This window comes from Halobacillus sp. K22, from assembly GCF_052246795.1.
Classification (GTDB): domain Bacteria; phylum Bacillota; class Bacilli; order Bacillales; family Halobacillaceae; genus Halobacillus.
In genome coordinates, this window is record NZ_JBQQCN010000011.1 from 102,997 (window position 1) to 126,106 (window position 23,110).

The window sequence follows — 23,110 nt, forward strand, 5'->3', positions numbered from 1 at the left end:
GATTAACGGTTCGTTTCGATATAATTTTTCAAATGGACAAGGTGGTCCTGATCCTCTTTTCTAATAATTCTTTTGATCAGCGGTCTGGCCAGCTTGTTACGAAGCCCTTCCGTATAAAGTTCACCACGAAACTCAACTTTCGTACCATCACTCACTTCGGAAAACGTATAATGATACCTCAAATCAAGGCCATTCTGGACACTCTGCACAGAATAGCGCTGGTTTTTCATAAATTTAGTCACTTCAATCACAGAGGAAGCCTTTCTCCCTCTAATCTCTCTTGTCTCCTTAAACTGAAAACCTTCCTGTACCGGTCCCTCTGACAACAATTCCACATTAATTACGGCATCCATAATTTCTGGACTGTTCTTAAAATCGGTTGCGGCTTCAAAGACTTCATTAACGGGCTTCTTTATTATTATACTTTTTTCGAGAAAAGACATAAAATCCCTCCGAAATAAACAGAATCAATCCTTATAACAAATTTCTATTCCACCTTATTTCCCTGCCTCGATCAAGAAATAAATTACAAAAGATAGTAGAAACGTGTTATTCGTTTCTTTTTAAAGAAAAGCCCAATTTTTTCAACGCACTGCCTAAGTCCGGCTGACTATTTACTTCTTTTAAGTCATCTCGACTATCAACAGCTTTCACGGCAAGGTCTGGCTGCATCCCTGTTATAACAGGCGTGACCCCAATCAGCTTAAGTATATTTACAATTTTCAATAACGAAGCCCCGACAGTCTCATCGATATTAGAAATACCAGATAGATCAATCACAAGATCATCGAGATCCCATTCCTGGCTTTTCTGCAGAGTCATCTGAATGATCATATCAGCTCTCTCTTCACTTATTTCTCCTATTACCGGCAGAATCGCGACGCTTTCTGTAATGGGTACAAGCGGTGCTGACAGTTGATTAATCTGTTCCTGAGCACGCTCAAGCTCAAGCACATAGGTCAGAAGCGAGGCCATCGTTTCAAACAATTCAATATTTTCCCGGGAGAACTGAGTGGGCTCTGAATGCAGCCCGCAGATGGTTCCATAATTGGATCCATCTTTATAAAAAATAGGTACGGCTATAAAGCTTCCTTCTTCCAATGGGCGTTTTCCCAAAATAGCTTGACCATCTTCTTCTTTTGTAAGGTCAGTAATGGTTAGTGCTTTATTTCCGTGTTCGAGACTTCTTTTGCAGAGAGTACCGTCTAAAGGAAAGGTTTCTCCCTTTGATACAAGGGGTTCCTTTTGGCTGGCTACTTGTACGACTTTACAGGTCTTCCCATCATCAGAGGTTAAAAACAAAGTATCAAGATTCGTGGATTGATCCATCAGTTCTATAATACTTGTAGCTACTTCCTCAAAATCCTGGAAATTCCTTGGTTTAAAAAATCTTTGAGGTGGATGATTCATTACTAACTCACCTTTCTATACTCTTACATCATATATATTGACTATACTTGAAAATGCTATTCGTTATCTACCCTTTTACAGTAACAAATATGTCACTATTAAGTAATGTTCTAATATGAAGGATGAAATGATAGAAGCGAAAGGAATATCTTTAGCCAACTCCACACAACCTATAAGAACCAATCGAGCGAAAAGAGGTACATATACTATGGACTGGATTGCCATTATTCCTTTTGTTGTCGTCATAATTGCTGCCATTTGGACAAAGCAGGTAATTCCCAGTTTGTTATTCGCTGTCATTGTGGCTGGATACTTGGTAGATCCGCACTGGCTCAGAGGAATGATGACAGGCTTCACATTCATCGTCCAGGGGCTGACCGATGAAAATAATATGAAAATCATTATTTTTCTCTACGCCTTTTCTGCTTTAATCGGCATCGTGAAGGTATCGGGCGGTATTAAAGGATTTGTTCAGGAAGCAACTGAACGTATTGATAAAAAAAGGGGTGCTTTTATCCTTACCTGGTTATCATCACTCGGTACATTCAGCGCTCCTAGTTTTCGTATCGTAACCATTGCGCCTGTTATGAAAGCTATGCGAAAGAATATTCCAATGAGTAAGCAGGAACTTGGATTTGTCATCGAGACGACTGCCTCTCCTTTAGTCGTTTTGATTCCTGTAGCTACTGCCTTCGTAGGTTACATGGTATCGGTAATCGAGTTGTCTTTGCAGCAGGCCAATGCGGAAGGCGATCCTTATTCTCTTTACATCAGTAGTATACCCTTTAATTTCTTTGCTTTTTCTATGCTGATTGTAGGTTTCTATTTAAGTTTTTTCCATCGTAATAAAAAACCTGCGACAGATGCGGAAGACATGAGCCAGGATAAGGGAAAGGACGATGATAATTGGCAGGACTGCCACCCAGCCGTAACTAAAGAGCTGCCGGCAAAGCCCTGGAACTTAATTGTACCGCTTGCAAGCGTTATCGTATTAACCTTCTTCTTTATGTATATGGTAGGAGTCGAGGAAGGCGAGCAGGGATTTAAGGCCCTCATAAACGATGCTGTACTGGACGCCATGGTCTTAGGTGTAGTTACGACCCTGATTGGATTCGTCATTTATTTAAAAATAACAGCATTGCCGCTTAAAAAAATTATGGACAGCTTAATTTATGGTGGAAATGAAATTATGGGGGTTATTATTTTACTGGCAACTGTTTGGGGGCTTAGTAAAGGTTCTGAAGCTCTTGAATTTGCAGCTACGATTTCTTCCTGGTTCGGCTGGATTCCGCCTGGTTTTGTAGCCGTCATTATCTTCGTTGTAGGCTGCGGACTTTCTTATTTTATTGGTTCATCATGGGGAACATGGGGAATTCTTATGCCGGTCGGGGTTTCCATAGCTGTGGTTGCGGGCAGTTCTCTGCCGATGGTCATAGGTGCCGTATTTGCAAGCGGAACATTTGGGGCATTTGCTTCCCCTTTGAGCGACGATACCAATACGACCGCGGGGATACTAAATTTAAACGCCATTAAATACGCTAAATTCAAATTGAAGCCTGCTTTATTGGCCGCTTCTGCTGCCACTGTTCTGTACTTCACCCTTTCCTTTTTCCTTTAACAACCTATATTACATTCCCTTGTTGGTTTTATAGTTAAGCTCCCTTTTCTGGAAGACTCAGTTTCGAGATAACTCGGGTCCATCGCCAAAAAAAGGGTGGGGGCGGCTACGGAAACACCTCGTCTTGTTTCATCACCCAGACACTCGAGACATAAGCCGCTCATCAACGGATGGAAAAACCACCATCCTTTTGATGGTCGGCTTATGCTGGTCGTGTCTATCGGGGCGATTCCACATTTGAACACTTTCCTATGGGGGAACGGTGAGCTTCCTCGCTCGTTTCACTCCCTGCGGGATCTCACCTACTAGTTCCTTCTCCCATGGGAGTCTCGCTATTTCCCCACCAACCCAGCCACAGGAGAATAACGGACCCTTCCAGAAGAGAGAATCCTCGCCTTCTTAACTGGTCTTAAATGCTCCTGTGACAGGCTATTCCCCATCTTTAGAGCATGACAAACCCTCATGCTCCCATGCTCATTTTGTGCATCAAGAAGATATCTTAAGTGGTTTCGAGTTGCTGATTTAGCAAGTCCGGAGGGGGACGATGTAGACTCCTGCGGGATGAACATGATCGGTGAGATCCCGCAGGGCTGTTAAGCCCGAGGAAGCTCAGCACATGCCCGCGGAAAGCGAAATCGTCCCCCGAAGGACCTTCCTCATAACCAATATCTCGAAGCTGAGTCTTAAAGTAAATGGCCCTTTAGTGTAATAAGCCTTTTATGAAAACAACAACTACATTTAATAATCAACTAGAAAAAGAACTTCATCTATTAAGAAGTTCTTTTTTCGCTGATAACGACTGTGCCTGCAATCCAGTCATAGATATTTTTTCGCTTTTGATTGGTCAAAGGAATGAATAAATATAAAAGTACAATGATATTTACAGCACTTAAAATCAAATAAAGGGTCATTTCTGATAACCCAGCAGGAAGCATTAAATTCCAAACGGCAAAATGAGCAGCTTCCCAGGGGAGAAATTTAATAACTGTGCGAAGGATAGAGCGGCCAATTCCTATCCTTTTCCCTGCTTGATCAACGACTTGAACCCGCATCTTCCTTTTTCCAAGGGTGCCCTGCCATCTCGATTGCTCACTTATAATAAAATAGAGCGAAACAGGTAACGTCATCAGCAGAAAGCCGGTCCATTCAGCTGTTAATGGAGAATGCGAAAATAAGGGTTTAATCGATGGTTGAAATATAAGAGAAATTCCTCCCACTACGAAAATCCCATATAAAACAAGGATTAGATAGTCCACCAGAAAAGCATATATTCGAATTTTGAAGGGCGCAAAAGACATAGTCAGCACCTCTCCTTTACGTATTTAGTGCTTCCTCGTTTTCCTGCTCCTTTTGAAACTATTATACCTTCGTAAATATAGAAAAGCACCCCCATCTGTGTACAAATGGAGATGCCGGTGATATAAAACGAGTTATTGTTTAGAGGTGTTTAAATAGACAAGCTCGGGATAAGGATGACTTAAAAAATCATGGTGAGAAATAGTCCAGGCATAGGCGCCCGCGTATTCAAATATAACTACATCTCCTGCCCGCAGGTGGTCCACATACTCTTTACGTACGAGCACATCATTCGGTGTGCATAATTCTCCTGCCACTGTAACCTCAGCTTGTAATACTTCCGGCCGTTCAAAAGGATAGTGCCATTCTTCCACTGGATAGATTCGAAATGGATGGCTCATCTTCCAGGCAGCAGGTAGACGAAGATGATGTGAGCCGCCTCGGACCACGGCAAAATGCTGATCGTGATTCTCTTTTATATCAAGTATTTCGGTTATATAAGACCCACACTCTGCCGTCATATAGCGGCCGATTTCTATGATTAATGTAAGGTCTTCCGCTTCTTTTTCCAGTCCTGCAATACCGGATGCAAGCGTTTCCCAGTCAAAGGAGTCTTCAGGGTTCCAGTAATTGATTCCAATACCGCCCCCCAGGTCCACAATCGCCCCTGATAAACCAAATTGTTTTCGCCATGATTTTGATTTATCCAGGCAGACTTTAACGAAACGAATATGGGTCTCTGCATCTAAATTGTTGGACATAGAGTGAAAATGAAAACCTTCAATCGAGACAAATTCAGCTGCAAGTGCTGTCTCAATAAAGGAAGGTACCTCACGTTCATCTATCCCGAATTGAGAAGGTACACCGGCCATACGCAGGTGACTATCTGACATGTTCACACTCAAATTAACACGAATAAGAATAGGCACAGTTACATTATTCTGTTTGGCTAAATAATTGATTCGATTCAGTTCATGAAAACTTTCAACATTCAGGTATTCTACGTTTGAATGGATAGCAGCTTCAATTTCACGATCTTTCTTTCCAGGTCCTCCAAAAATCATTGATTTCTCTGTTTCGGCCGCAACTTTATTTATTTCCCCTTCTGAAGCCACTTCAAATCCGTCGACAATCGGATCTAACGTATTTAACAAAGGCGGATCGGAATTGGCCTTTACGGCATAATAAAGCCGGCAGAAGGATGGAAGACTCTCTTTGATGGCAGCTGCATGGTCCCTCAACTGTGTTAAGTCATAGATATAGGCACAGATTGGATCTTCCGTTTGTTTACGTTTTTCTTCGATATACTGTTCTACCGTAAGTTCTTTATTGATAATCAAGACTGACTCCTCCGACATTCCTGTTTAATAAGCTAACGGATTCGGGACTTCATTATAGCCGTAACCCTTACTGTCCGTCAGCCTCATTTTTGTGAGTGATTTATGCATCACAGCAGGTTGGTATAGAAAAGCACGATCTTCTTGTACAGCTGCTATTAAATTCGGGTCTTCCTCTAACGTTTCAAAGGTTTTCTCACAAGTTAGCTTTACCTGCCTCCAAAAATACTTTTCTTCCAGACCCGAATATTGCACCAGCTGCCTGATCATCTCACCCAGGTGGTTTTGAAAAACCGTATAGTACAGCTTATTGTGCACCTCAGAGAGTTTACTGGTAACAGAAACCGACCCTGGCGCGAATGAGGGGTTCAGGTCTTGTTTTTGAATCCTTTCTTTATAGATGCGTGACCCTCCCCAATCCCTGAAAAAGAAGCGGGTCAGCCGTCCCTTTTTAAAGACAGGAATACTATTTTGAAGGTGCCCTTCAAGCGCGACCCCATACTTAACCATGAGAGTAACATACGCAGGAATTACCGTTTGGATATAATCGTTAAAAAAGTCAGCTGCCGCCTGCGATTCCGTCAAGCTTTCCTCTACCCTGATCTGTTCTGCAAGTTCCTTAAGCACTGTCGTTTCTGTAACAGGAGACTCTGCATAAAGAGCCATTCCTGCAATAGCGGCTTCATCCTTCTCAAGCTTAGCATCAATATTTTCACGAACAAGCATCGTAAGGTTTCTGCTTTTTAACTGGTCTTCTGATTTAAAAGCGGCACCTGATAATTCATGGAGGGGAACAAATCCACTCAAGTGACTTTCTTGATCCATAATCTTCTCGATCATAGAAGAAAATACGGTAGAGTTCATAGCCGTTTGTGTGGAAATAGAACGAACCGTAGAAGTCATCTGACTATTTACCGCAAGCTTCATTACTGGTGCTTCATTTTCTAAGGGAGCTACCGTTCGAAAGGAAGAGGTTGCTTGCGCGCTTAGCTTTGTATCTTCCAATAGGATAATAACTTCACGGTGAATCTCTTCTTCATAGATAAAAGGAACGGCATGCTCAAACTGCCAGGGGTGAACCGGCAGCACGTCGAAATCATCAGCAATGTACCCTCTGCGCTTCAGCTCTTTGGCAGCATCGTGCCATTTCTCCGGAAAAAATTCTTTTATTATGTTCCCCTTTTCCAAGGTTGTTCGAAGATAATCCCTTCGAATGGCTGCGAATCGGACGCCAAATGACTGATGGAATTCACCGGAGTACTGAAAAACATCTTTAAAAGATAAACCAAGCTTCGTTTTGGCTCCTGGATGTAAATGGTGGCCTTCCACAACAAGTTGTTCAAAGAATAAACTCTTAGAGAAGCCGGAAGTTCGTTTCTGCTTTTCCGCTAAATACTCAAGCGTAGTTGCCGCCTGGAGCTTGGAAGATTCTTGTTTAATGGCATTTTTCCAGCGTTCGTTGTACATATAAGCGAGAGTCAAATTCGCTGTTCCATTATCCAGTTCCTTTATAAAGGTATCCATGTTCGGATACTCTTCTTTAGTGAACATGATCTGAACGAGCTCCGATGCCATCGAAATTATGCGTGTTCCCTGCTCGTCCAGATAAATAATCTCGCCACTCGTTTCAACGAGATGAAAGGAGTATTCTCGCTTCACTGGGAAAAGGATTGCATAGCGATTCAATGGAACGAATTTATACACTACTTCTTCTTGAAGCGGAAACAACTGCAGGTGCTTGTAAATCCCTTCCCAGGAATGAGTACTACCATTAATGATCAGGGTGCTTCCCCGTTTTTTTAAATCTATAGCACTGCTATAATAACCGCTAATGTTCTCCCTTAAGATGGAGTCGGCTAATTTGTGAAGGATGCCTTTTCTTCCTTTTTCCATTTGTGCAAGAAAGTGAGGAACGTACTCTGGTTTATTCTCGTAAAGAAACCGCAAACAACTCTGTTCTTCAATCAGCGATGGAACCTTGCCTTCTTTCCGTATCTTAGGTAAAGAGATCGTCATGATTCGTTACACCTCACTTTCTGGTGAAAATGGATTTGCCATGTCGACAAAACTGTTTTCCGTGTACTGGTTCAATAAACGCATCTGAACCAAAGCTTTCATCCTTGAAGGTCTTGAAAAAATTGTAGCTGCGTCTTCAAAAGCTGCTTCCGCTGTCAGGGAATCTTTTTCTAACGAAGCGTAAATCTGACGCAGAACCCTCTCTACTGCTCCCCATAATGCACTCTCTTCGACACCTGACTGTCTGACTAAAGCGACAATGATTTCCCCAAGATGGTTATGCAAAACAGCGTGCGAGAATATATCGAGGAGATCTTCCCGTTGTTCAGTCATTAAATTCGTACTCGGATCGATCGGCTGTTGAGAAAAGAAACGATTCAACCGCTCATTCATTATTCGAATACCGCCATGATCTCGAAGAATGACCCGCTTGGGCTGTCCATTTTTAAATACGATCACACAGTTCTGAAGGTGAGCTTCCATACTAACACCATACTTCGTGATAAGCGTAACGATTCCAGGTAATAAGGCCAAGGCATATTCCTGAATAAAAGCAGTCGCTGCCTCTGCATTGGTAGCTTTCCCTTGTCGGTAAACCAGTTCTGTGACCATAAGGTCCCCCGTTATTGGAGATTCAGCTAACAAAGAAGCGGCTGGTACAGCAATTTCATCCTCAGCGAGTGTTTTCTCCGGATTTTCACGAAGAATAGCCGCTATGTTTTTCTGAAGAAAATGATGATCCTCCTCTGTTACTGTCTCTTCCGGTTCATAATGAATCCCTGATGGTTCACTCATAATAGATAAGGATCGGGCGAGCGAGGCATCGTTCAAGAACACCTGTCTAAACAATTTTGATAAGGTAGGTCCATTTTTAGTAGACGCTGCTGAAACCGTTCGGACCGCACTTGTCATTTGGACATTCACAGCCGTTTTTATATGATGGTTCACTCGATTCTGAAACGGAGCCAAACTCCGGAAAGAAATAAGTGCTGCCGTTTTAATCCCTGCTTGTTCTAAGGGGATGATCCTCTTTTTTTCCAGTGCTTCTTGATAATAAACTGGAAGTGTATGACGGAACTGCCATGGATGAACAGGAATAATTTCGTATTCTTCAGGGTCGCACTGATTCTCAAAACACATCTCATTAAAAGCTTTCTTCAAATGAGGATACTCCTGGGATAAAATCGACTTTACTGACTGTCCTTCCATTGAGGTCATTCTGCTGTATTGGTGATGAACAGCCAGTGGAATGACGCACGGACTTCCTTCCCACTCCGGAGCATATTGAGTCATATCCTTTAAAGAGATTCCCAGTCGTGTACGGGAGCACGGGTGAATGGTATGACCCTGGACGACCCACTGTTCAAAGAATGTTAAAGGACTAAATAATGGACTCTCCTGCTTTTTCTTGAGGGCGTATAAAAAAACATCTGAAGCTTGTAAACGTCGCGCTTCCTTTTTTACACTCAAGGCACGTTCCTCAGCAATAGTCAATGCTAGTCCATAATTCACCACACTATTTTTGATCTCTTGATAAAACGCAGATTGATTCGAGGAGAGCTGGCCATCCCCATATAATAAATCGAGACAAACTTCAGGCGAGTACACGGGACAATTGTTCTCGTTCTCATCCACATGCCGTATATCTCCTTCTATATCCAGGTGCCCTAACCGATATCTCCCTGAAACCTTTACTTGCAGGGTGCCGCCCTTTTTCAGTGGAATAAAGATAGTGGATAAATCGGCAGACCACTCATAATGAACGATGCACTCACGGATAATGGCCTGAACCAGCTGATGAAGAATGATTTTTTCAGCTACCTTTGCATGAGCGGGGTAAGTTTCTCTGAATTGGGGATACTCGTTCTGTATGAAGGATGTTGCATGCGTTGTTTCTTCCATATGATTTCACCTCGTAAAGGATTGCCTGCGCAGCTCTTGAATTTATTTCCTTAATAAGCGCTTTTTCAATTATATATGCTTTTCATAATGATTTCTAAAGGTAGGATTGCAACTTGCCCACCGCCCAGACTAGCATACGTGCCTCACCCTATCGAATATGCTTATAAGCTGTTGTTTGAATTCTATAAATATTTTATAATTGATAACAGTTATCATTTCCAGAGTTTTTGATGGAAAAATATAAAGTGTGGGAGTCATTAAGATGAACACTGCATTTGAACAAATCAAAAACAATCTTCGAATCTATATTGGAAAGTCATACGAGGATCAGATCTCCTACAAGGTGGCTGAGCTCATTCACGATAAAGAACGTATTCAGCAGCTGCTTCAAATTCAAAAGCAGCAGTTGAATGCTCCGAACCTTGCCATAACGGGGCTTCTTTTTGGAAAGATGTACTCGGTTATTACAATGGGGTTATATGAGATGATCGTAAAACATAATCTCATTCTTGATATGATGCCCTCCCACGTGGGCATTGAACTGAAGGAAAAGAATGCGATGAATTATATCATCTCAGAAGACGCCGTTTATTCGACCAATGATCTATCAGATGAAAAGATCAAGAAATTGATCCATACGTTTCTTGTAAAACATTTACAACCTTTATTTCATCAGGTCGCTCAAACCACAGGATGTAAATCGACCCATATGCGGTCCATCGTTTCTCATAACCTTCATCAAAGGTACTGCAAACTTATTCAAACCCATCCTGAGCAAAAGGAATACGCAGAAGAAGTGTTTCGCCGGTTTACGACGGAAGCGTGTTTTGGCAAAAACATGAGGAACCCGCTACATTTTAATTTCCGTTTTTATGAAGCAGATAATGGCAAGAAAACATATGTACGCAGGCATTGCTGTATGAAATATATGCTGCACGGAGCAGATAAAACAAAATGCTGTCCTACGTGTCCCCTTATTGCTGACGAAGAAAGGGACCACCGTATATAAAAAAGGAACTTCCCAGGCCAGAAGTTCCTTTTTTAATAGTTCGGTTATTTATCATTTGCCCTATTACTCGAGAGGTCTGTAAATTCTATTACTAGCAAAGCATAAATAATCTCGTATTTTAAAATATCACGTTTCCCTCTAATTATCCTTTAAAGAATAGCTAAGTTAAACCTCACTTAGAATACTACACATAAGCTCCCGTTACTGGAAGACTCAGTTTCGAGACTTTTGTTAGAATTAGGTCCTGCGGGGGACGATTCCGCTTTCCGTGGGCATGTGCTGAGCCTCCTCAGTCTTCGACTTCCGGGGTCTCACCGATCATGTTTATCCCACAGGAGTCTCCATCGTCCCCCTCCGGACCTAGCCGAAACAGCAACTCGAAACCACTTAACACACTGTTTGCTTGGGGAAAAAAGCATAGGATAAAGCGTTTATTTTCATGCTAGCACGATGTGGAAAAACTTGTAACAGAAGCATTTAGGTCCTATTTAGAAGGAGAGCAATCTCTTTTGGAAGGGTCCGTTATTCTCCCATGGCTGGGTTGGTGGGGAATTGGCGAGACTCCCATGGGAGAAGGAACTAGGTGAGATCCCGCAGGGAGTGAAACGAGCGAGGAAGCTCACCGTTCCCCCATAGGAAAGCGAGTTATTTCCCCACCAACCCGCTCCTCATCTCGTGACGGCCCCAATATATCTCGAAATCGAGTCTTCAACTATCCGGCCCGATAGTTTAATAATCCTCTTATGAAAAACGACTAAGCAAAGGGTATATAAAAAAGCAAGGCCTGGTGAAACAGGCCTTGCTTTTCGTTATTTAATCGGCAGATAAAGAGAATATTTCGTCTGAGATCCTGTATAAGGGTGGTAAACTTCAAAACCAAACCCGTCTACAGGGATATATCCTTTTTCCTTTATCCATTTATGCAAGTAAGGGTAAGGATCAAAATCATGGACGGACGGATCGTATTCTACAACCGCATACGTGTGAGCAGGGATCGTTTTCGTAATCATATCTTGCGGGATCTTCTCATAGCTATCCACTTCTACAGCAGCAATCCAATAAAAAGACTCGGTATCTTCATTCCAATTAGGAGGATCGACAAACATTCCGATTGAACACGGAGGATTAATGCGATTTTTGACTTCATGAAGTTTAGAAGTGTGAAAACGCTCCATCAATCTCGGAATCTTTACATTCCTCTCATCCATCATCGTCTGACAATACGTGCCTACTACCTTGAAGTTGGATTTTTTCACGACCTTAGGTTCCACAGCCGTTGAAATTTGTTCACTCATTCTATGAGCCACTCCTTTATGATTTTAGTCACTCTCCCTGACTACTTCCACACGAATGATTGTATTCCTTGTTAAAATTCTCCATTCGATTTTATTCGAAGCGATTCGCTAAAATCTTTCCCAGACAAAGGATACAGGAGTAGAAAATCCTCATTGACTATCATAGTATAAGCCGCCGGCATTTTATGACGAGTTTATGAAATTATTTTTATTGAAAACCAATAACTGCCTGAAGAATAGCTTTTTGAACATGCATGCGATTCTCAGCCTGAGTGAAGACTTTGGAATGTTTCCCGTCGATTACCGAAGCCGTCACCTCCTCTCCGCGGTGAGCTGGCAGACAGTGGAGGAAGGTCACATTATTGTCGGCTTTACTGATCAGTTCTTCATTAACTTGATAGTCCTGAAAAGCTTTATACCGATCCTCAAATTCTTCTTCCTGCCCCATACTTGTCCAAACATCTGTATAAATAACATCTGCATCTATGACAGCCTTCGAAGGCTCATTCACTAAGGTCACAGAACCGTTATGCTGCTCAGCTATTTTCTTCGATTTTTCTACAATTCCCTGATCAGGTTCATAACCTTCCGGGGTAACAATGACAAACTCCATCCCCATCATTGCCGCTATGATCATTAGAGAATGGGCCACATTATTTCCGTCTCCGATATAAACTAATTTCACCCCACAGAGACGCCCTTTTTCCTCAAGAATGGTAAACACGTCGGCCAACGCCTGACAGGGGTGATAAATATCACAAAGCCCATTAATCACTGGAACAGATGCATGGTCCCCAAGTTCTTTAAGTTTTTCATGAGAGGTTGTGCGGAACATGATTGCATCTACATAGCCGGAAAGCACTTTAGCCGTGTCAGCAATCGTTTCTCCCCGTCCAATTTGAATATCTCTTGAGTTCAAATATAAAGCATGACCCCCAAGCTGAACCATCCCCACTTCAAAGGAAACACGAGTCCGGGTGGATGACTTCTCAAAGACCATTGCCAGAGTCTTCCCAGCTAAGGATTTAGAGTGCGGATTTTCTTTTAGGTATTGAGCCTGGGCAAGCAGATTAGAAATTTCCGATTGGTTAAAATCTAGCCAGGTCAACACGTTCTTTCCTAATAGTGATTCGTTTGTAAACGTCATTTGTTCCATTAAATTCATCTTATCGCACTCCTTCTGTTATATTGCCGGGCAAAGGGGTCGGCTTGGCATCCTTAACCGTTAAGGATTGTAAATAGGCGTCAAATGTAGATGGTTCACTAAATACGGTAATCCCATACTTTAATGCTTGAATTCTTCTTTCTTTGGCAGCAGGAGTTACTTGATCATTAACATAGATGGCTGCTTCATCAGTCTGAATCCACTCTTCAAACGTTGGTTTCTCCGGGTCTTCATCAGCATTGTCCGCATCTATAAAACACGACTCTGGATTTAACTGAATATCAGGAAGGTGAGAAAAGACTTTAGCTAATGCCTCTGGTACTGTACTGCCAAGACACATACCTTCTCCTGTTGACTGCATATTGGCCCCAAGTTTATGGTCGATTTCCGGAAGAGCATGAGATGAAAACAGCGGGTATTTAACAGCAACATGACTCCAGGAAGGAGAAGGAACGGTAGTAAGGTCACATGTTGGATCTTCAATTAACAGGCGAACCGCTAAGTCAACAAGCGAGATGCCTGAAACTTTGCTAATAATCGGAACAGTGCGGCTGGAACGAGGATTTACTTCCAGCACATATACCTTCTCTCCGCTCCATAAAAATTGAATATTCATAATCCCTTTATACTTAGAATGGCGAACAATTTTCTCGCTATAGTCCGTTACGGCTTCCTTCACATAAGCAGGCAGAGAAGACGGAAAGACCGCCATACTGTCCCCTGAATGCACTCCTGCGGGTTCAATGTGCTCCATGACTTCCGGAATAAAAATACGTTCCCCATCAGCAACTAAATCAACTTCTACTTCTTTTCCAGTCATAAACTGATCAAGAACGATCGGATAATGACGAGCATCAGTCTCCTGAAGCGCTTGTTTAAGCTCCTTTTCATCCTTGACCTTCACCATACCCTGACCTCCTATCACATAGGATGGACGGCACAGAATAGGATAAGAATAATGATTGGCAGCTTCTAAAGCTTCGTTTTTTGTGTGACAGGTACTGCCTTCCACATGAGGGATATTCAATTCTTTTAAACTGGAGTAAAAGCGGTCCCGGTCTTCTAGTCCATCGAGCATATCCGTACTTACTCCTGCTAGTGGAATGCCGGACTCTTCCAGTTCTTCTGCCATATTGATCGCGGTCTGCCCTCCAAATTGAGTAAAAACGAGATCAATGTTCTCGTGCTCCACAATAGAAGCGATTACTTCTTTCTGGATGGGATCAAAGTAAAGCCGATCGGCTGTTTCATAATCGGTACTTACCGTTTCCGGGTTGTTATTAATCATGATCGTAGTCCAGCCAGCGGCCTGCAGGCTTTCAATAGCTTTAACAGCACTATAATCAAACTCTACTCCCTGCCCGATACGTATGGGGCCGGAGCCAATAATCAATGCTTTCTTGCTGCCTTCCAGTGGTGTGATTTCATTAATCCCTGCGTATGTGCTGTAAACATAATTCGTAGCTGCTTCAAATTCAGCTGCACAGGTGTCCACCATTTTGAAAGCAGGGGTGATCCCGTAGCTTTTTCTTACCTCTGCCAGCCTATTCTCGTCGCACCCCAGCAGGTCAGCTATGGATTGATCAGTAAAGCTGTACAGTTTAGCAAGCTTAAGAACTCCTTCCGGGACAGACTCAATGGTATGGCTGGCTAAAGTGTTCTCCATTTCCACCAGGTTTTTTAACACATTTAAGAAAAATAAATCTATATGAGTGCTGTTGTGTATGTTTTCGATACGATCACCCTGGCGAAGCAGTTCTAATATAGCGAAATAACGTAAATCTGTCGGCTGAGTGAGATGCTTATGCAAATCAGTAAGAGGAGGGATGACCGTATCCAATGACTGAACCGCTTTTTGGAACGCGCCTTCCAGCGTACGATCAATCGCCATGACTTCTCCTGTCGCTCTCATTTTAGTACCCAGCTTTCGATCCGCCTCTGAAAACTTGTCAAAAGGCCAACGTGGAAATTTAACAACTGTATAATCCAGGGCTGGTTCAAAACTCGCGTAAGTATGACCCGTGAGTGGATTTTGCAGCTGATCCAGCGTGTACCCAAGCGCTACTTTCGTTGCCAGTTTGGCGATTGGGTAGCCTGTAGCTTTAGATGCAAGTGCGGAGGACCGGCTGACACGAGGGTTAACCTCAATTACATAGTACTTCTTACTATGAGGATCTAGTGCGAGCTGCACATTACATCCTCCGATCACATTTAAAGCTGAAACAATATCAAATGATGCAGTTCTAAGCATTTGATATTCCTGATCCGATAACGTCTGCGAAGGAGCTGTGACAATCGAATCCCCTGTGTGAACGCCTACAGGATCGAAGTTCTCCATATTACAAACGGAAATACAGGTTCCATTTGTGTCTCTCATAATTTCGTATTCGATTTCTTTGAATCCGGCGATACTCTTTTCAATAATGACCTGATGAATGGGAGAAGCTTTCAATCCATTATGAATAAGCTCTTTGAGTTCTGCTTCCGTCTCAGCTATTCCGCCTCCCCTGCCTCCGAGCGTATAAGCAGGACGACTGATTACTGGATATCCTACGCGGTCAGCAAATTGCTTCGCTTCTGATACAGATACAATAACCTGGCTCTCAGGTACCGGTTGATTCAGTTCGCTCATTAACGTTCTGAAGAGTTCGCGATCCTCTCCCTTTTGAATCGATTCCACACTGGTTCCGAGCAGTTCTACTTCGTATTTCTTAAGTACCTCCGCTTTATCCAGTTCTACAGCTAAATTCAACGCCGTCTGCCCGCCAAGCCCTGCCAGTAGTGCCGCTGGTCTTTCTTTCTCAATGATTGCGGTCAGGCTCGGTACGGTTAATGGTTCACAATAAACGATATCGGCAACGGTATGGTCTGTCATAATCGTGGCAGGATTGTTATTGACCAGGACCACTTCATAGCCTTCTTCACGGAGAGCAAGGCATCCCTGTGTGCCTGAATAGTCAAACTCTGCCGCCTGCCCAATTACAATAGGCCCTGATCCAACCACCAGTATTTTCTTAGACATGGACTTCCTCTCCCTTCTTGTTTGTTACGAGTGAAATAAAGTGTTCAAATAACCACTCGGCGTCTTGGGGTCCTGGATGTGCTTCCGGGTGAAATTGCACCGAAAGGATCGGTTTTTGAGTATGCTCCAGACCTTCAACGGAGTCATCATTCACATTAAAGAACCGCTTGGCTAGCGGAGTAGCCAGTAAACTTTCTTCATCAACCACGTAATTATGATTTTGTGAAGACATAAAAACCTTTCCTGTTAAGGCATCTTTAACCGGATGATTCGCGCCGCGGTGACCGAAGGATAATTTATGTGTATCCGCTCCATAAGCAAGAGCAATAATCTGGTGCCCCATACATATCCCAAAGGAAGGCAGAGATTCAAGAAGGCCTCGAATATCTGAAAGATGTTTCTGTGCGTCCTTCGGGTCACCCGGACCATTCGAAAGAACAAGTCCATCCAGTGATAAATCATGTAATTGATGCGCTTTTGAAAAAGGAACCACAGTGACTTTAATGCCCCGGTTAAGGAACGAGGTCAAAATGGACTTTTTCCAACCAAAGTCTATTAATCCAATATGCACGGATCCTTCTCCAAACTCCTCGATATCATTATTTTCAGTTTGGTAGATTTGACCAGTTGTAGGGTTTAGGAAATTAACTTCCTTTTTGTCCGATACAACAGCCTGTCTTGTGCCATCCATTCTTATCGCCTTTGTAACTTCCCTGGTATCTACCCCTGTTATGAAAGGCACCTGGTGAGAATTTAAATAATCACTCAAAGAAATCGAAGCTTCGTGATGAGCGGTCGTGGTTGCACAGTGGAACATAACCACGCCGCCCACCTGAATTTCCTTACTTTCTGAATCTTTATCGTTTATTCCGTAATTACCGATTAAGGGGTAAGTAAAGACAACGACCTGCCCTTTATAAGAAGGATCAGTCAGTACTTCTTGATAACCCGTCATACCAGTAAAGAATACAATTTCACCCTGTACATCTTTCTTCCAAGTGCTGGAGACGTCTCCTTCGAACGATTGACCATTTTGTAAATGAAGATAACCCTGCATACTCTCACCCCATCATTATGAATAATTATAATATGCGCTGTATTTTTATACAACAATGATTTGAAAAAGACGGTGTTTCCCTTTTGGGCTTCACCGTACTTTCTCAAGTTATGCGTTTTGTAAATCTTTAAACTGCTCTTGCAGCACCTTGCTGAGTTTTTGAATAGCTGTTGATAGCTCATCATACGTTACATTCAGTGGCGGAAGCAGTCGTATGACTTGTGGGCCGGCCAGGACGGCAAGCATCCCCTCTTCTCTCAGTGCGTGAATGACCGGCATCGCTTCCTTCTTAAGCTCTATACCTATCATCATTCCTCTACCTCTGACTTCTTTTACAACATTAAGCGGCTTCAAGGAATTTATAAGCTCTTCTTTAAAATAGTCGCCTTTCTCTTCTACTTCACTTAAAAACGAGGAACTAAAAATCTTTTCCAGGGTAGCGTTAACCGCTGCAGCAGCGAGCGGGTTCCCGCCGAATGTTGTGCCATGTGAGCCTGCTGAGAAGGTTTCTGCAAGCTTTGCTTTACCCAGCATAGCACCAACTGGAAAGCCACTGCCCAGCCCCTTTGCGGAAGCCACAATATCAGGGTCTAAATCAAAATGTTGATAAGCAAATGGTTTTCCTGTTCTTCCAATCCCTGTCTGTACTTCATCTATGATAAGCAGAGCTCCAAGATCGCGGCACTTACTTTCCACCGCCGAAAGAAACTCAGCCGTCCCCGGAACCACGCCTCCTTCTCCCTGAATCACTTCTACCATGATCGCAGCTACTTGATCACCTTCCAGCTGTTCCACAGCCTCTTTATCGTTATAAGGAAGATATTCAAAAGTAGGAAGCAGCGTACCGAACCCTTTCTGAATCTTTTCCTGTCCAGTCGCACTCATCGTAGCAAATGTCCTTCCATGAAAGGACTGTTTAAATGTAATAATTTTTTCTTTCCCTGTATATTTACGAGCTATTTTAATAGCCGCTTCATTCGCCTCTGCCCCGCTGTTACAAAAGAAAACATGGTCAAGATTCGTAGGTGCTACAAGCCTTTCAGCAGCTTCTTCCTGAGTAGGGAGCTGATAAAGATTGGACACATGCCAGAGCTTATCCATCTGATTTTGCAAAGCGCTTTGTACTTCTTCAGGCCGGTGTCCCAGATTACATACAGCAATACCTGAAACGAAATCTAAATAGTGCTTGCCTTGATCGTCTGTTACCGTCGTTCCTGACCCGGAAACCAGTGTCAGTGGAAACCGGTTATAAGTTGGAAATAGACTCATTCCGCTCTCTCCTTTACTGTGGCCCGGATCTTAGTACCTTTCATACGGTCTCCCTGGATTAAGGCATCCTCCCCACTAACAATCATGACTTCTTGTAAATGCTCAGATAAAGCCGCCATGGCCGATTGTACTTTTGGAATCATTCCGCCATAAATACAGCCACCGCTGATTAAGGATTCAATTTCTTCCGGGCTTGTTTCTTTTATCACTTCATCCTCGCTGATAATACCTGGTACATCTGTTACAAATAACAGTTTCTCTGCTTGCACTGCTTTAGCAATTGCCGCAGCTGCAAGATCAGCGTTAATATTTACGGTCTGTCCATTTTCTGTCTTACCTAATGGAGCTACTACAGGCAGGTACCCTGCATGCATAACTGTATAAAGAATGTCTGTGTTCACTTCCTCAACTTTACCAACAAAACCGAGGTCTTCCTTGTTTTCGTAACTCGCTGTGAGCAAGGAGGCATCGCAGCCTTTTAAACCGACAGGAAGGATGCTCTGCCTGGCTAATGCGGACGTAATCTGGGCATTTACCTTTCCGCCAAGTACCATCTCCACGACTTCGAGGGTTTCTTTCGTCGTCTTCCTAAGTCCTTCGTGAAATTCCCCTTCGATATCCATTCGTCCCAATAAGGTGGTAATAGCTGGTCCCCCTCCATGAACAATTAGACAATGGTAATGTTTGAGGAGTCCGTGAAAACTTTCATAAAACTCTTCTGTTAAGCGTTCGATCATACTTCCACCAAGCTTGATTACAATAACTGGCTTATCGTTACGTTCGGTAGCTTGCGTTGATTCTGACATAGTCATAAGTCAAATCACACCCCCATGCTGTACCTTTTCCATCTCCTTCATGAAGGTGAATCGCTAAAGTTACTTCTTCGTTATCCAGATCTTCCACAGCCTGTTCCTCTGAAAAAGCACAAGGTGTGCCGTTACTAAATACAAGCTGCTCCTCAATATAGATATCACAGGCTTCTGCATTCACTTGGGCTTCACTGTGTCCTATTGCTCCTACAATCCGTCCCCAGTTCGCATCTAAACCGTACACCGCTGTTTTTACCAGACTAGAACCGACTACTTTTTTTGCAATGATACGTGCTTCCTCGTCTGTACCAGCCCCCGTTACGTTTACCTCAATCAGTTTGGTAGCTCCCTCTCCGTCTTTAGCAATTTGTTTAGCTAAATCTTCACAGACGAGCTGGAGTCCGTACTGAAAACCACCCCAATCTGGATGCTCCTCATCCAGTGGCTGATGGTCTACATAGCCATTGGCCATGGCAAGCACCATATCATTGGTGGAGGTTTCCCCGTCTACGGTTATTTGGTTAAACGATCGTTCAATGGATTGACTGAGCGCTTTCTGCAGCAATTCAGGATCGATGGTGGCGTCCGTGGTAATAAATCCAAGCATGGTAGCCATATTAGGGTGAATCATACCCGAGCCTTTAGCTGCGCCCCCAATGGTCACCATTTGTCCTTCTACCTCCACTTGGTAACAAGCTGTTTTTTCACATTTATCAGTTGTAAGAATGGATCTTTGAAAATCTGGAGCACCGTCCTTTGTCACTTCAACGGTTTCGCACCCATAGGTGATCTTCTCCATAGGAAGTTGTTCTCCAATCACACCGGTAGAAGCTACAGCTACATATTCTTCTGGAAAATGAAATCGTTCAGCAATCATTTTTCTCATTTCATATGCATTTTTTAAGCCTTCTTTCCCTGTGCAAGCGTTGGCTACGGCACTATTAATGACGAGAGCCTGAATCTTTCCTTCCTTTTCAATACTCTCCTGAGTCACTTTTAGTGGAGGTGCCTGGAAATGGCTCTGAGTGTAGACTGCTGCCGCAGAAGCAGGAGTCTCACTGACCAGTAATCCAAAATCTTTCTTCTTATAACGAAGCCCGCTGTGTATGCCGCCTGATTGAAATCCTCCTGGCGTAAGCAATGTTCCGCCTTCCACTTTCTCAACCTTTTGATGCAAATTCGTTGTTTGGACCAAACCAACTCTCCCTTTCTTCTTTATGGATAAACAGGTAAATCAGGAAGCCCTGCTTTTTCCTCATATTGAAATAATAGATTCATATTTTGTACAGCTTGACTGGCTGCACCTTTCATAAGGTTATCAATAACAGATACGATCGTTACCCGATTGGTTCTTGAATCGAGTGTGATCCCAATATCACAGTAATTCGAACCGTACACGTCCTTGGTGCCCGGGAACTGCCCTTCCGATCTTAATCTTACAAAAGGCTCCTCCGCATAGCAGCTTTCATAATAACTTCTCAGCTCCTCAAGCGTTTGGTTCTCTCTCATGGTTAAATAAATGGTGGTCATAATCCCTCTTGTCATGGGTACAAGATGAGTAGAGAAGGTAACTGGAACTGTTTCAGGACTCCATTCCTTCAGTTGTTGTTCGATTTCAGGAATATGTTGGTGTTGATTGACTTTATAAATTTGGAAATTTTCTTGCAGATGAGCAAAATGAGAAATGGCTCCAGGATTCTTACCGGCACCCGAGACTCCTGTTTTAGCATCGATAATAATCGAGGAAGGATCAACTATTCCCTGAGATACAAGCGGGCCAAGACCTAGCAGAGCTGCTGTTGGAAAACAGCCCGGATTCGCAATTAAATCAGCCGACTGGATCCCTTCTTTGTTCCATTCCGGAAGTCCATAAGCTGCTTTCTCGAGGATGTCAGATGAAGAAGCCTCTTTTTTATACCATTGGGTATAGGAGGAAGCATCTTTCAAACGTAAATCGCCGGATAAATCAATGACTTTTGCCTTACCTCCAAGCAGCTCCGGTGTTAACTGAGTAGATACCCCCGCCGGCGTTGCTAAGAAGATAACGTCTAACTCTTCTTTCATTTCTTCAGGTTTCAGCTCTTCTAATCTATGATTTTGTTCCGTGCCCATTTGCGGATAAATGGAAGTGAATTCCTCTCCTGCGTTAGAAGAAGAAAATAAGGTTACTTGTTTAACGTGGGGATGCGAGTTAAGCAGGCGAAAAAGTTCTACTCCGCCATAACCGGTAGCCCCTATGATTCCTGCTTTCAATTGAAAACCACCCTTATGTATATTTATGTTTAAATCTGTATATTTACAATATTATTAACCCTTATAGCGTATATGTCAATAGATTTATACGATATATTGTATATTTATTAAAATCTTAATCTTGACCTAAGATTCGACAAAAGGTACAGCCCTTTTAAAAATTCCTGGCAAATGCGTTGTGAAACCACCTCCCTACCTTTCACTTCATAGAATATAGTTTTGTATCTTTATAAACGGTTAAGCTTTTCTAATAAAACTTTTTCCTGAGCCGGTTTTAATCCCGCTTTACTTAATGCTTCTCTACGGTTCCTGTACCATTCGTAGGTGTCCCGGATGGTTTCTTCAACAGCACGAAAACCTAATCCCTTCTCGATTGCTTTTACACAGTTGATTCCGAAATCACCCTGGGTAGGCACCCACAGAGGAAGCTCTGTCCAGGGTTGGACATTTTCTTTTAAAAGGAAGGACTCAGCCGACCAAACAGGTGTGGCCTCAGGATTAAGTACAGTTCTGCATGAATGGATAAAGTCCTCCATCGTCAGCTTTTCTCCAGGGCCGTTTGTATTAAAAACGCCTGTCTCCTGTTTCTCAATCATCTGGACGATCCATTTTGATAAATCACGTACATCAATAAATTGAATTTTTTTATCTTTTGGTTCCGGTACAATAAAGGATCCTCCTGCTTTTACACGGACAGGCCAGTACGTAAACCGGTCTGTTGGGTCATCCGGCCCAACGATCAGCCCCGGCCTTATAATTAGAGAACGATTTTCTTTCATAATTTCTTTTACAGCCATTTCACTATGGTACTTTAAAGGTCCATAATACTCATTGGCCGATCGCCCTTTAACACCTTTAGTTACGCGTTCAATTTCTTCATCTGATAAGGTAAAAACCTCTCCTCCTTCATCAATTTGATCTTGCTCCGTCAGATGTTTATAAACGGACATGCTGGATATGTAAACATATATATCAACCTGCTCTTTTAGCACCTCTGCTGCCTGGGCCACATACTTTGGCAAGTATCCACATGTATCAATAACAGCGTCCCACCGTCTGCCTTGCAACACTTTTAAATCGTCCAAGTTCTCGCGATCACCGATTATTTTTTCTGTTTCTTTAAAGAACTCGGGATTGGTTTTACCTCTATTAAATAATGTAACTTCATGATTACTTTCTATTGCGCTCTCAACAATGGACTTACCAACGAACTGCGTACCCCCAATAACTAACAGCTTCATAAAACCGTCTCCCTTACGATTCAAATTTTGTCATCTTAAAAATTTCTGCAGTTATTTCACGAGAGTTATTCCACTAACTGGCCGTATACTGTAAGACTCAGTTTCGAGATACCTTGGGTCCGTTACAATATGAGGAGGGTGGGCTGGTGGGGAAATAACTCGTCTTGTTCCATCACCCAGACACTCGAGACATAAGCCGTTCATCAACGCACGGAAAGACCACCGCCCTTTTGATGCTCGGCTTATGCTGGTCGTGTCTTTCGGGGCGATTCCACATTTGAACACTTTCCTATGGGGGAACGGTGAGCTTCCTCGCTCGTTTCACTCCCTGCGGGATCTCACCTAGTTCCTTCTCCCATGGGAGTCTCGCCATTTCCCCACCAACCCAGCCACGGGAGAATAACGGACCCT

Annotated in this window: 17 protein-coding genes; 2 read left to right on the forward strand and 15 right to left on the reverse strand. The window is 43.0% G+C overall.

What is annotated here, in order from left to right:
• Nucleotides 1–2 precede the first annotated feature (2 nt).
• A complete protein-coding gene (locus ACTWPM_RS10200; RefSeq protein ID WP_443132939.1) occupies nt 3–443 on the reverse strand; it encodes an SRPBCC family protein in 441 nt (146 codons plus the stop codon).
• A gap of 106 nt (nt 444–549) precedes the next feature.
• The gene (locus tag ACTWPM_RS10205) at nt 550–1,410 is read right to left on the reverse strand and encodes a GAF domain-containing protein (protein ID WP_443132940.1); all 861 of its coding nucleotides are present in this window, start codon (nt 1,408–1,410) and stop codon (nt 550–552) included.
• Between the two features lie 208 nt (nt 1,411–1,618).
• On the opposite strand from ACTWPM_RS10205, the gene ACTWPM_RS10210 reads away from it, so the two are divergent.
• Nucleotides 1,619–3,028, forward strand: coding sequence for a Na+/H+ antiporter NhaC family protein (locus ACTWPM_RS10210; RefSeq protein WP_443132941.1), 1,410 nt, complete (start codon nt 1,619–1,621; stop codon nt 3,026–3,028).
• A 770-nt stretch (nt 3,029–3,798) separates the two neighbouring features.
• Here the strand turns inward: ACTWPM_RS10210 and ACTWPM_RS10215 are convergent.
• The 4 genes from ACTWPM_RS10215 to ACTWPM_RS10230 all read right to left on the reverse strand — a co-directional run bounded on the left by ACTWPM_RS10215 (nt 3,799) and on the right by ACTWPM_RS10230 (nt 9,579).
• Nucleotides 3,799–4,326 (reverse strand): RDD family protein, encoded by a 528-nt coding sequence (locus tag ACTWPM_RS10215; RefSeq protein WP_443132942.1) that lies wholly within the window; start codon nt 4,324–4,326, stop codon nt 3,799–3,801.
• A 132-nt stretch (nt 4,327–4,458) separates the two neighbouring features.
• Nucleotides 4,459–5,664, reverse strand: coding sequence for a type III PLP-dependent enzyme (locus ACTWPM_RS10220; protein ID WP_443132943.1), 1,206 nt, complete (start codon nt 5,662–5,664; stop codon nt 4,459–4,461).
• Nucleotides 5,665–5,688: 24 nt separating this feature from the next.
• Complete coding sequence (locus ACTWPM_RS10225; protein WP_443132944.1) at nt 5,689–7,677, reverse strand: IucA/IucC family protein; 1,989 nt, start codon at nt 7,675–7,677, stop codon at nt 5,689–5,691.
• Between the two features lie 6 nt (nt 7,678–7,683).
• Complete coding sequence (locus ACTWPM_RS10230; protein WP_443132945.1) at nt 7,684–9,579, reverse strand: IucA/IucC family protein; 1,896 nt, start codon at nt 9,577–9,579, stop codon at nt 7,684–7,686.
• Between the two features lie 262 nt (nt 9,580–9,841).
• On the opposite strand from ACTWPM_RS10230, the gene ACTWPM_RS10235 reads away from it, so the two are divergent.
• The gene (locus ACTWPM_RS10235; RefSeq protein WP_443132946.1) at nt 9,842–10,588 is read left to right on the forward strand and encodes a hypothetical protein; all 747 of its coding nucleotides are present in this window, start codon (nt 9,842–9,844) and stop codon (nt 10,586–10,588) included.
• An 809-nt stretch (nt 10,589–11,397) separates the two neighbouring features.
• Here the strand turns inward: ACTWPM_RS10235 and ACTWPM_RS10240 are convergent.
• The 9 genes from ACTWPM_RS10240 to ACTWPM_RS10280 all read right to left on the reverse strand — a co-directional run bounded on the left by ACTWPM_RS10240 (nt 11,398) and on the right by ACTWPM_RS10280 (nt 22,699).
• Nucleotides 11,398–11,883: a GyrI-like domain-containing protein gene (locus ACTWPM_RS10240; RefSeq protein WP_443132947.1), complete on the reverse strand. Its 486-nt coding sequence runs from the start codon at nt 11,881–11,883 to the stop codon at nt 11,398–11,400.
• A 208-nt stretch (nt 11,884–12,091) separates the two neighbouring features.
• Nucleotides 12,092–13,048 (reverse strand): ornithine carbamoyltransferase, encoded by a 957-nt coding sequence (gene argF / locus ACTWPM_RS10245; RefSeq protein WP_443132948.1) that lies wholly within the window; start codon nt 13,046–13,048, stop codon nt 12,092–12,094.
• Nucleotide 13,049: 1 nt separating this feature from the next.
• Nucleotides 13,050–16,070, reverse strand: coding sequence for a carbamoyl-phosphate synthase (glutamine-hydrolyzing) large subunit (gene carB, locus ACTWPM_RS10250; RefSeq protein WP_443132949.1), 3,021 nt, complete (start codon nt 16,068–16,070; stop codon nt 13,050–13,052).
• A complete protein-coding gene (locus ACTWPM_RS10255) occupies nt 16,063–17,127 on the reverse strand; it encodes a carbamoyl phosphate synthase small subunit (RefSeq protein WP_443132950.1) in 1,065 nt (354 codons plus the stop codon). The genes carB and ACTWPM_RS10255 overlap by 8 nt, the downstream gene beginning before the upstream one ends.
• A 108-nt stretch (nt 17,128–17,235) precedes the next feature.
• On the reverse strand, nt 17,236–18,396 hold the full coding sequence (locus tag ACTWPM_RS10260; RefSeq protein ID WP_443132951.1) for an acetylornithine transaminase: 1,161 nt from the start codon (nt 18,394–18,396) through the stop codon (nt 17,236–17,238).
• A complete protein-coding gene (argB, locus tag ACTWPM_RS10265) occupies nt 18,393–19,208 on the reverse strand; it encodes an acetylglutamate kinase (RefSeq protein WP_443132952.1) in 816 nt (271 codons plus the stop codon). The genes ACTWPM_RS10260 and argB overlap by 4 nt, the downstream gene beginning before the upstream one ends.
• Entirely contained in the window at nt 19,171–20,400 is a 1,230-nt protein-coding gene (gene argJ, locus ACTWPM_RS10270) for a bifunctional ornithine acetyltransferase/N-acetylglutamate synthase (RefSeq protein ID WP_443132953.1), read from the reverse strand. Before argJ ends, argB begins: the two co-directional genes overlap by 38 nt.
• 20 nt (nt 20,401–20,420) lie before the next feature.
• Nucleotides 20,421–21,458, reverse strand: coding sequence for an N-acetyl-gamma-glutamyl-phosphate reductase (argC, locus tag ACTWPM_RS10275; RefSeq protein WP_443132954.1), 1,038 nt, complete (start codon nt 21,456–21,458; stop codon nt 20,421–20,423).
• A 227-nt stretch (nt 21,459–21,685) separates the two neighbouring features.
• Nucleotides 21,686–22,699, reverse strand: a complete 1,014-nt coding sequence (locus tag ACTWPM_RS10280; RefSeq protein ID WP_443132955.1) for an NAD-dependent epimerase/dehydratase family protein — start codon at nt 22,697–22,699, stop codon at nt 21,686–21,688.
• Nucleotides 22,700–23,110 lie beyond the last annotated feature (411 nt).

Coding starts and splice junctions, on each gene's coding strand:
- ACTWPM_RS10200 (WP_443132939.1), bottom strand. CDS start 443: ATGTCTTTTCTCGAAAAAAGTATAATAATAAAGAAGCCCGTTAATGAA.
- ACTWPM_RS10205 (WP_443132940.1), bottom strand. CDS start 1,410: ATGAATCATCCACCTCAAAGATTTTTTAAACCAAGGAATTTCCAGGAT.
- ACTWPM_RS10210 (WP_443132941.1), top strand. CDS start 1,619: ATGGACTGGATTGCCATTATTCCTTTTGTTGTCGTCATAATTGCTGCC.
- ACTWPM_RS10215 (WP_443132942.1), bottom strand. CDS start 4,326: ATGTCTTTTGCGCCCTTCAAAATTCGAATATATGCTTTTCTGGTGGAC.
- ACTWPM_RS10225 (WP_443132944.1), bottom strand. CDS start 7,677: ATGACGATCTCTTTACCTAAGATACGGAAAGAAGGCAAGGTTCCATCG.
- ACTWPM_RS10230 (WP_443132945.1), bottom strand. CDS start 9,579: ATGGAAGAAACAACGCATGCAACATCCTTCATACAGAACGAGTATCCC.
- ACTWPM_RS10235 (WP_443132946.1), top strand. CDS start 9,842: ATGAACACTGCATTTGAACAAATCAAAAACAATCTTCGAATCTATATT.
- ACTWPM_RS10240 (WP_443132947.1), bottom strand. CDS start 11,883: ATGAGTGAACAAATTTCAACGGCTGTGGAACCTAAGGTCGTGAAAAAA.
- argF (WP_443132948.1), bottom strand. CDS start 13,048: ATGAATTTAATGGAACAAATGACGTTTACAAACGAATCACTATTAGGA.
- carB (WP_443132949.1), bottom strand. CDS start 16,070: ATGTCTAAGAAAATACTGGTGGTTGGATCAGGGCCTATTGTAATTGGG.
- ACTWPM_RS10255 (WP_443132950.1), bottom strand. CDS start 17,127: ATGCAGGGTTATCTTCATTTACAAAATGGTCAATCGTTCGAAGGAGAC.
- ACTWPM_RS10260 (WP_443132951.1), bottom strand. CDS start 18,396: ATGAGTCTATTTCCAACTTATAACCGGTTTCCACTGACACTGGTTTCC.
- argB (WP_443132952.1), bottom strand. CDS start 19,208: ATGACTATGTCAGAATCAACGCAAGCTACCGAACGTAACGATAAGCCA.
- ACTWPM_RS10280 (WP_443132955.1), bottom strand. CDS start 22,699: ATGAAGCTGTTAGTTATTGGGGGTACGCAGTTCGTTGGTAAGTCCATT.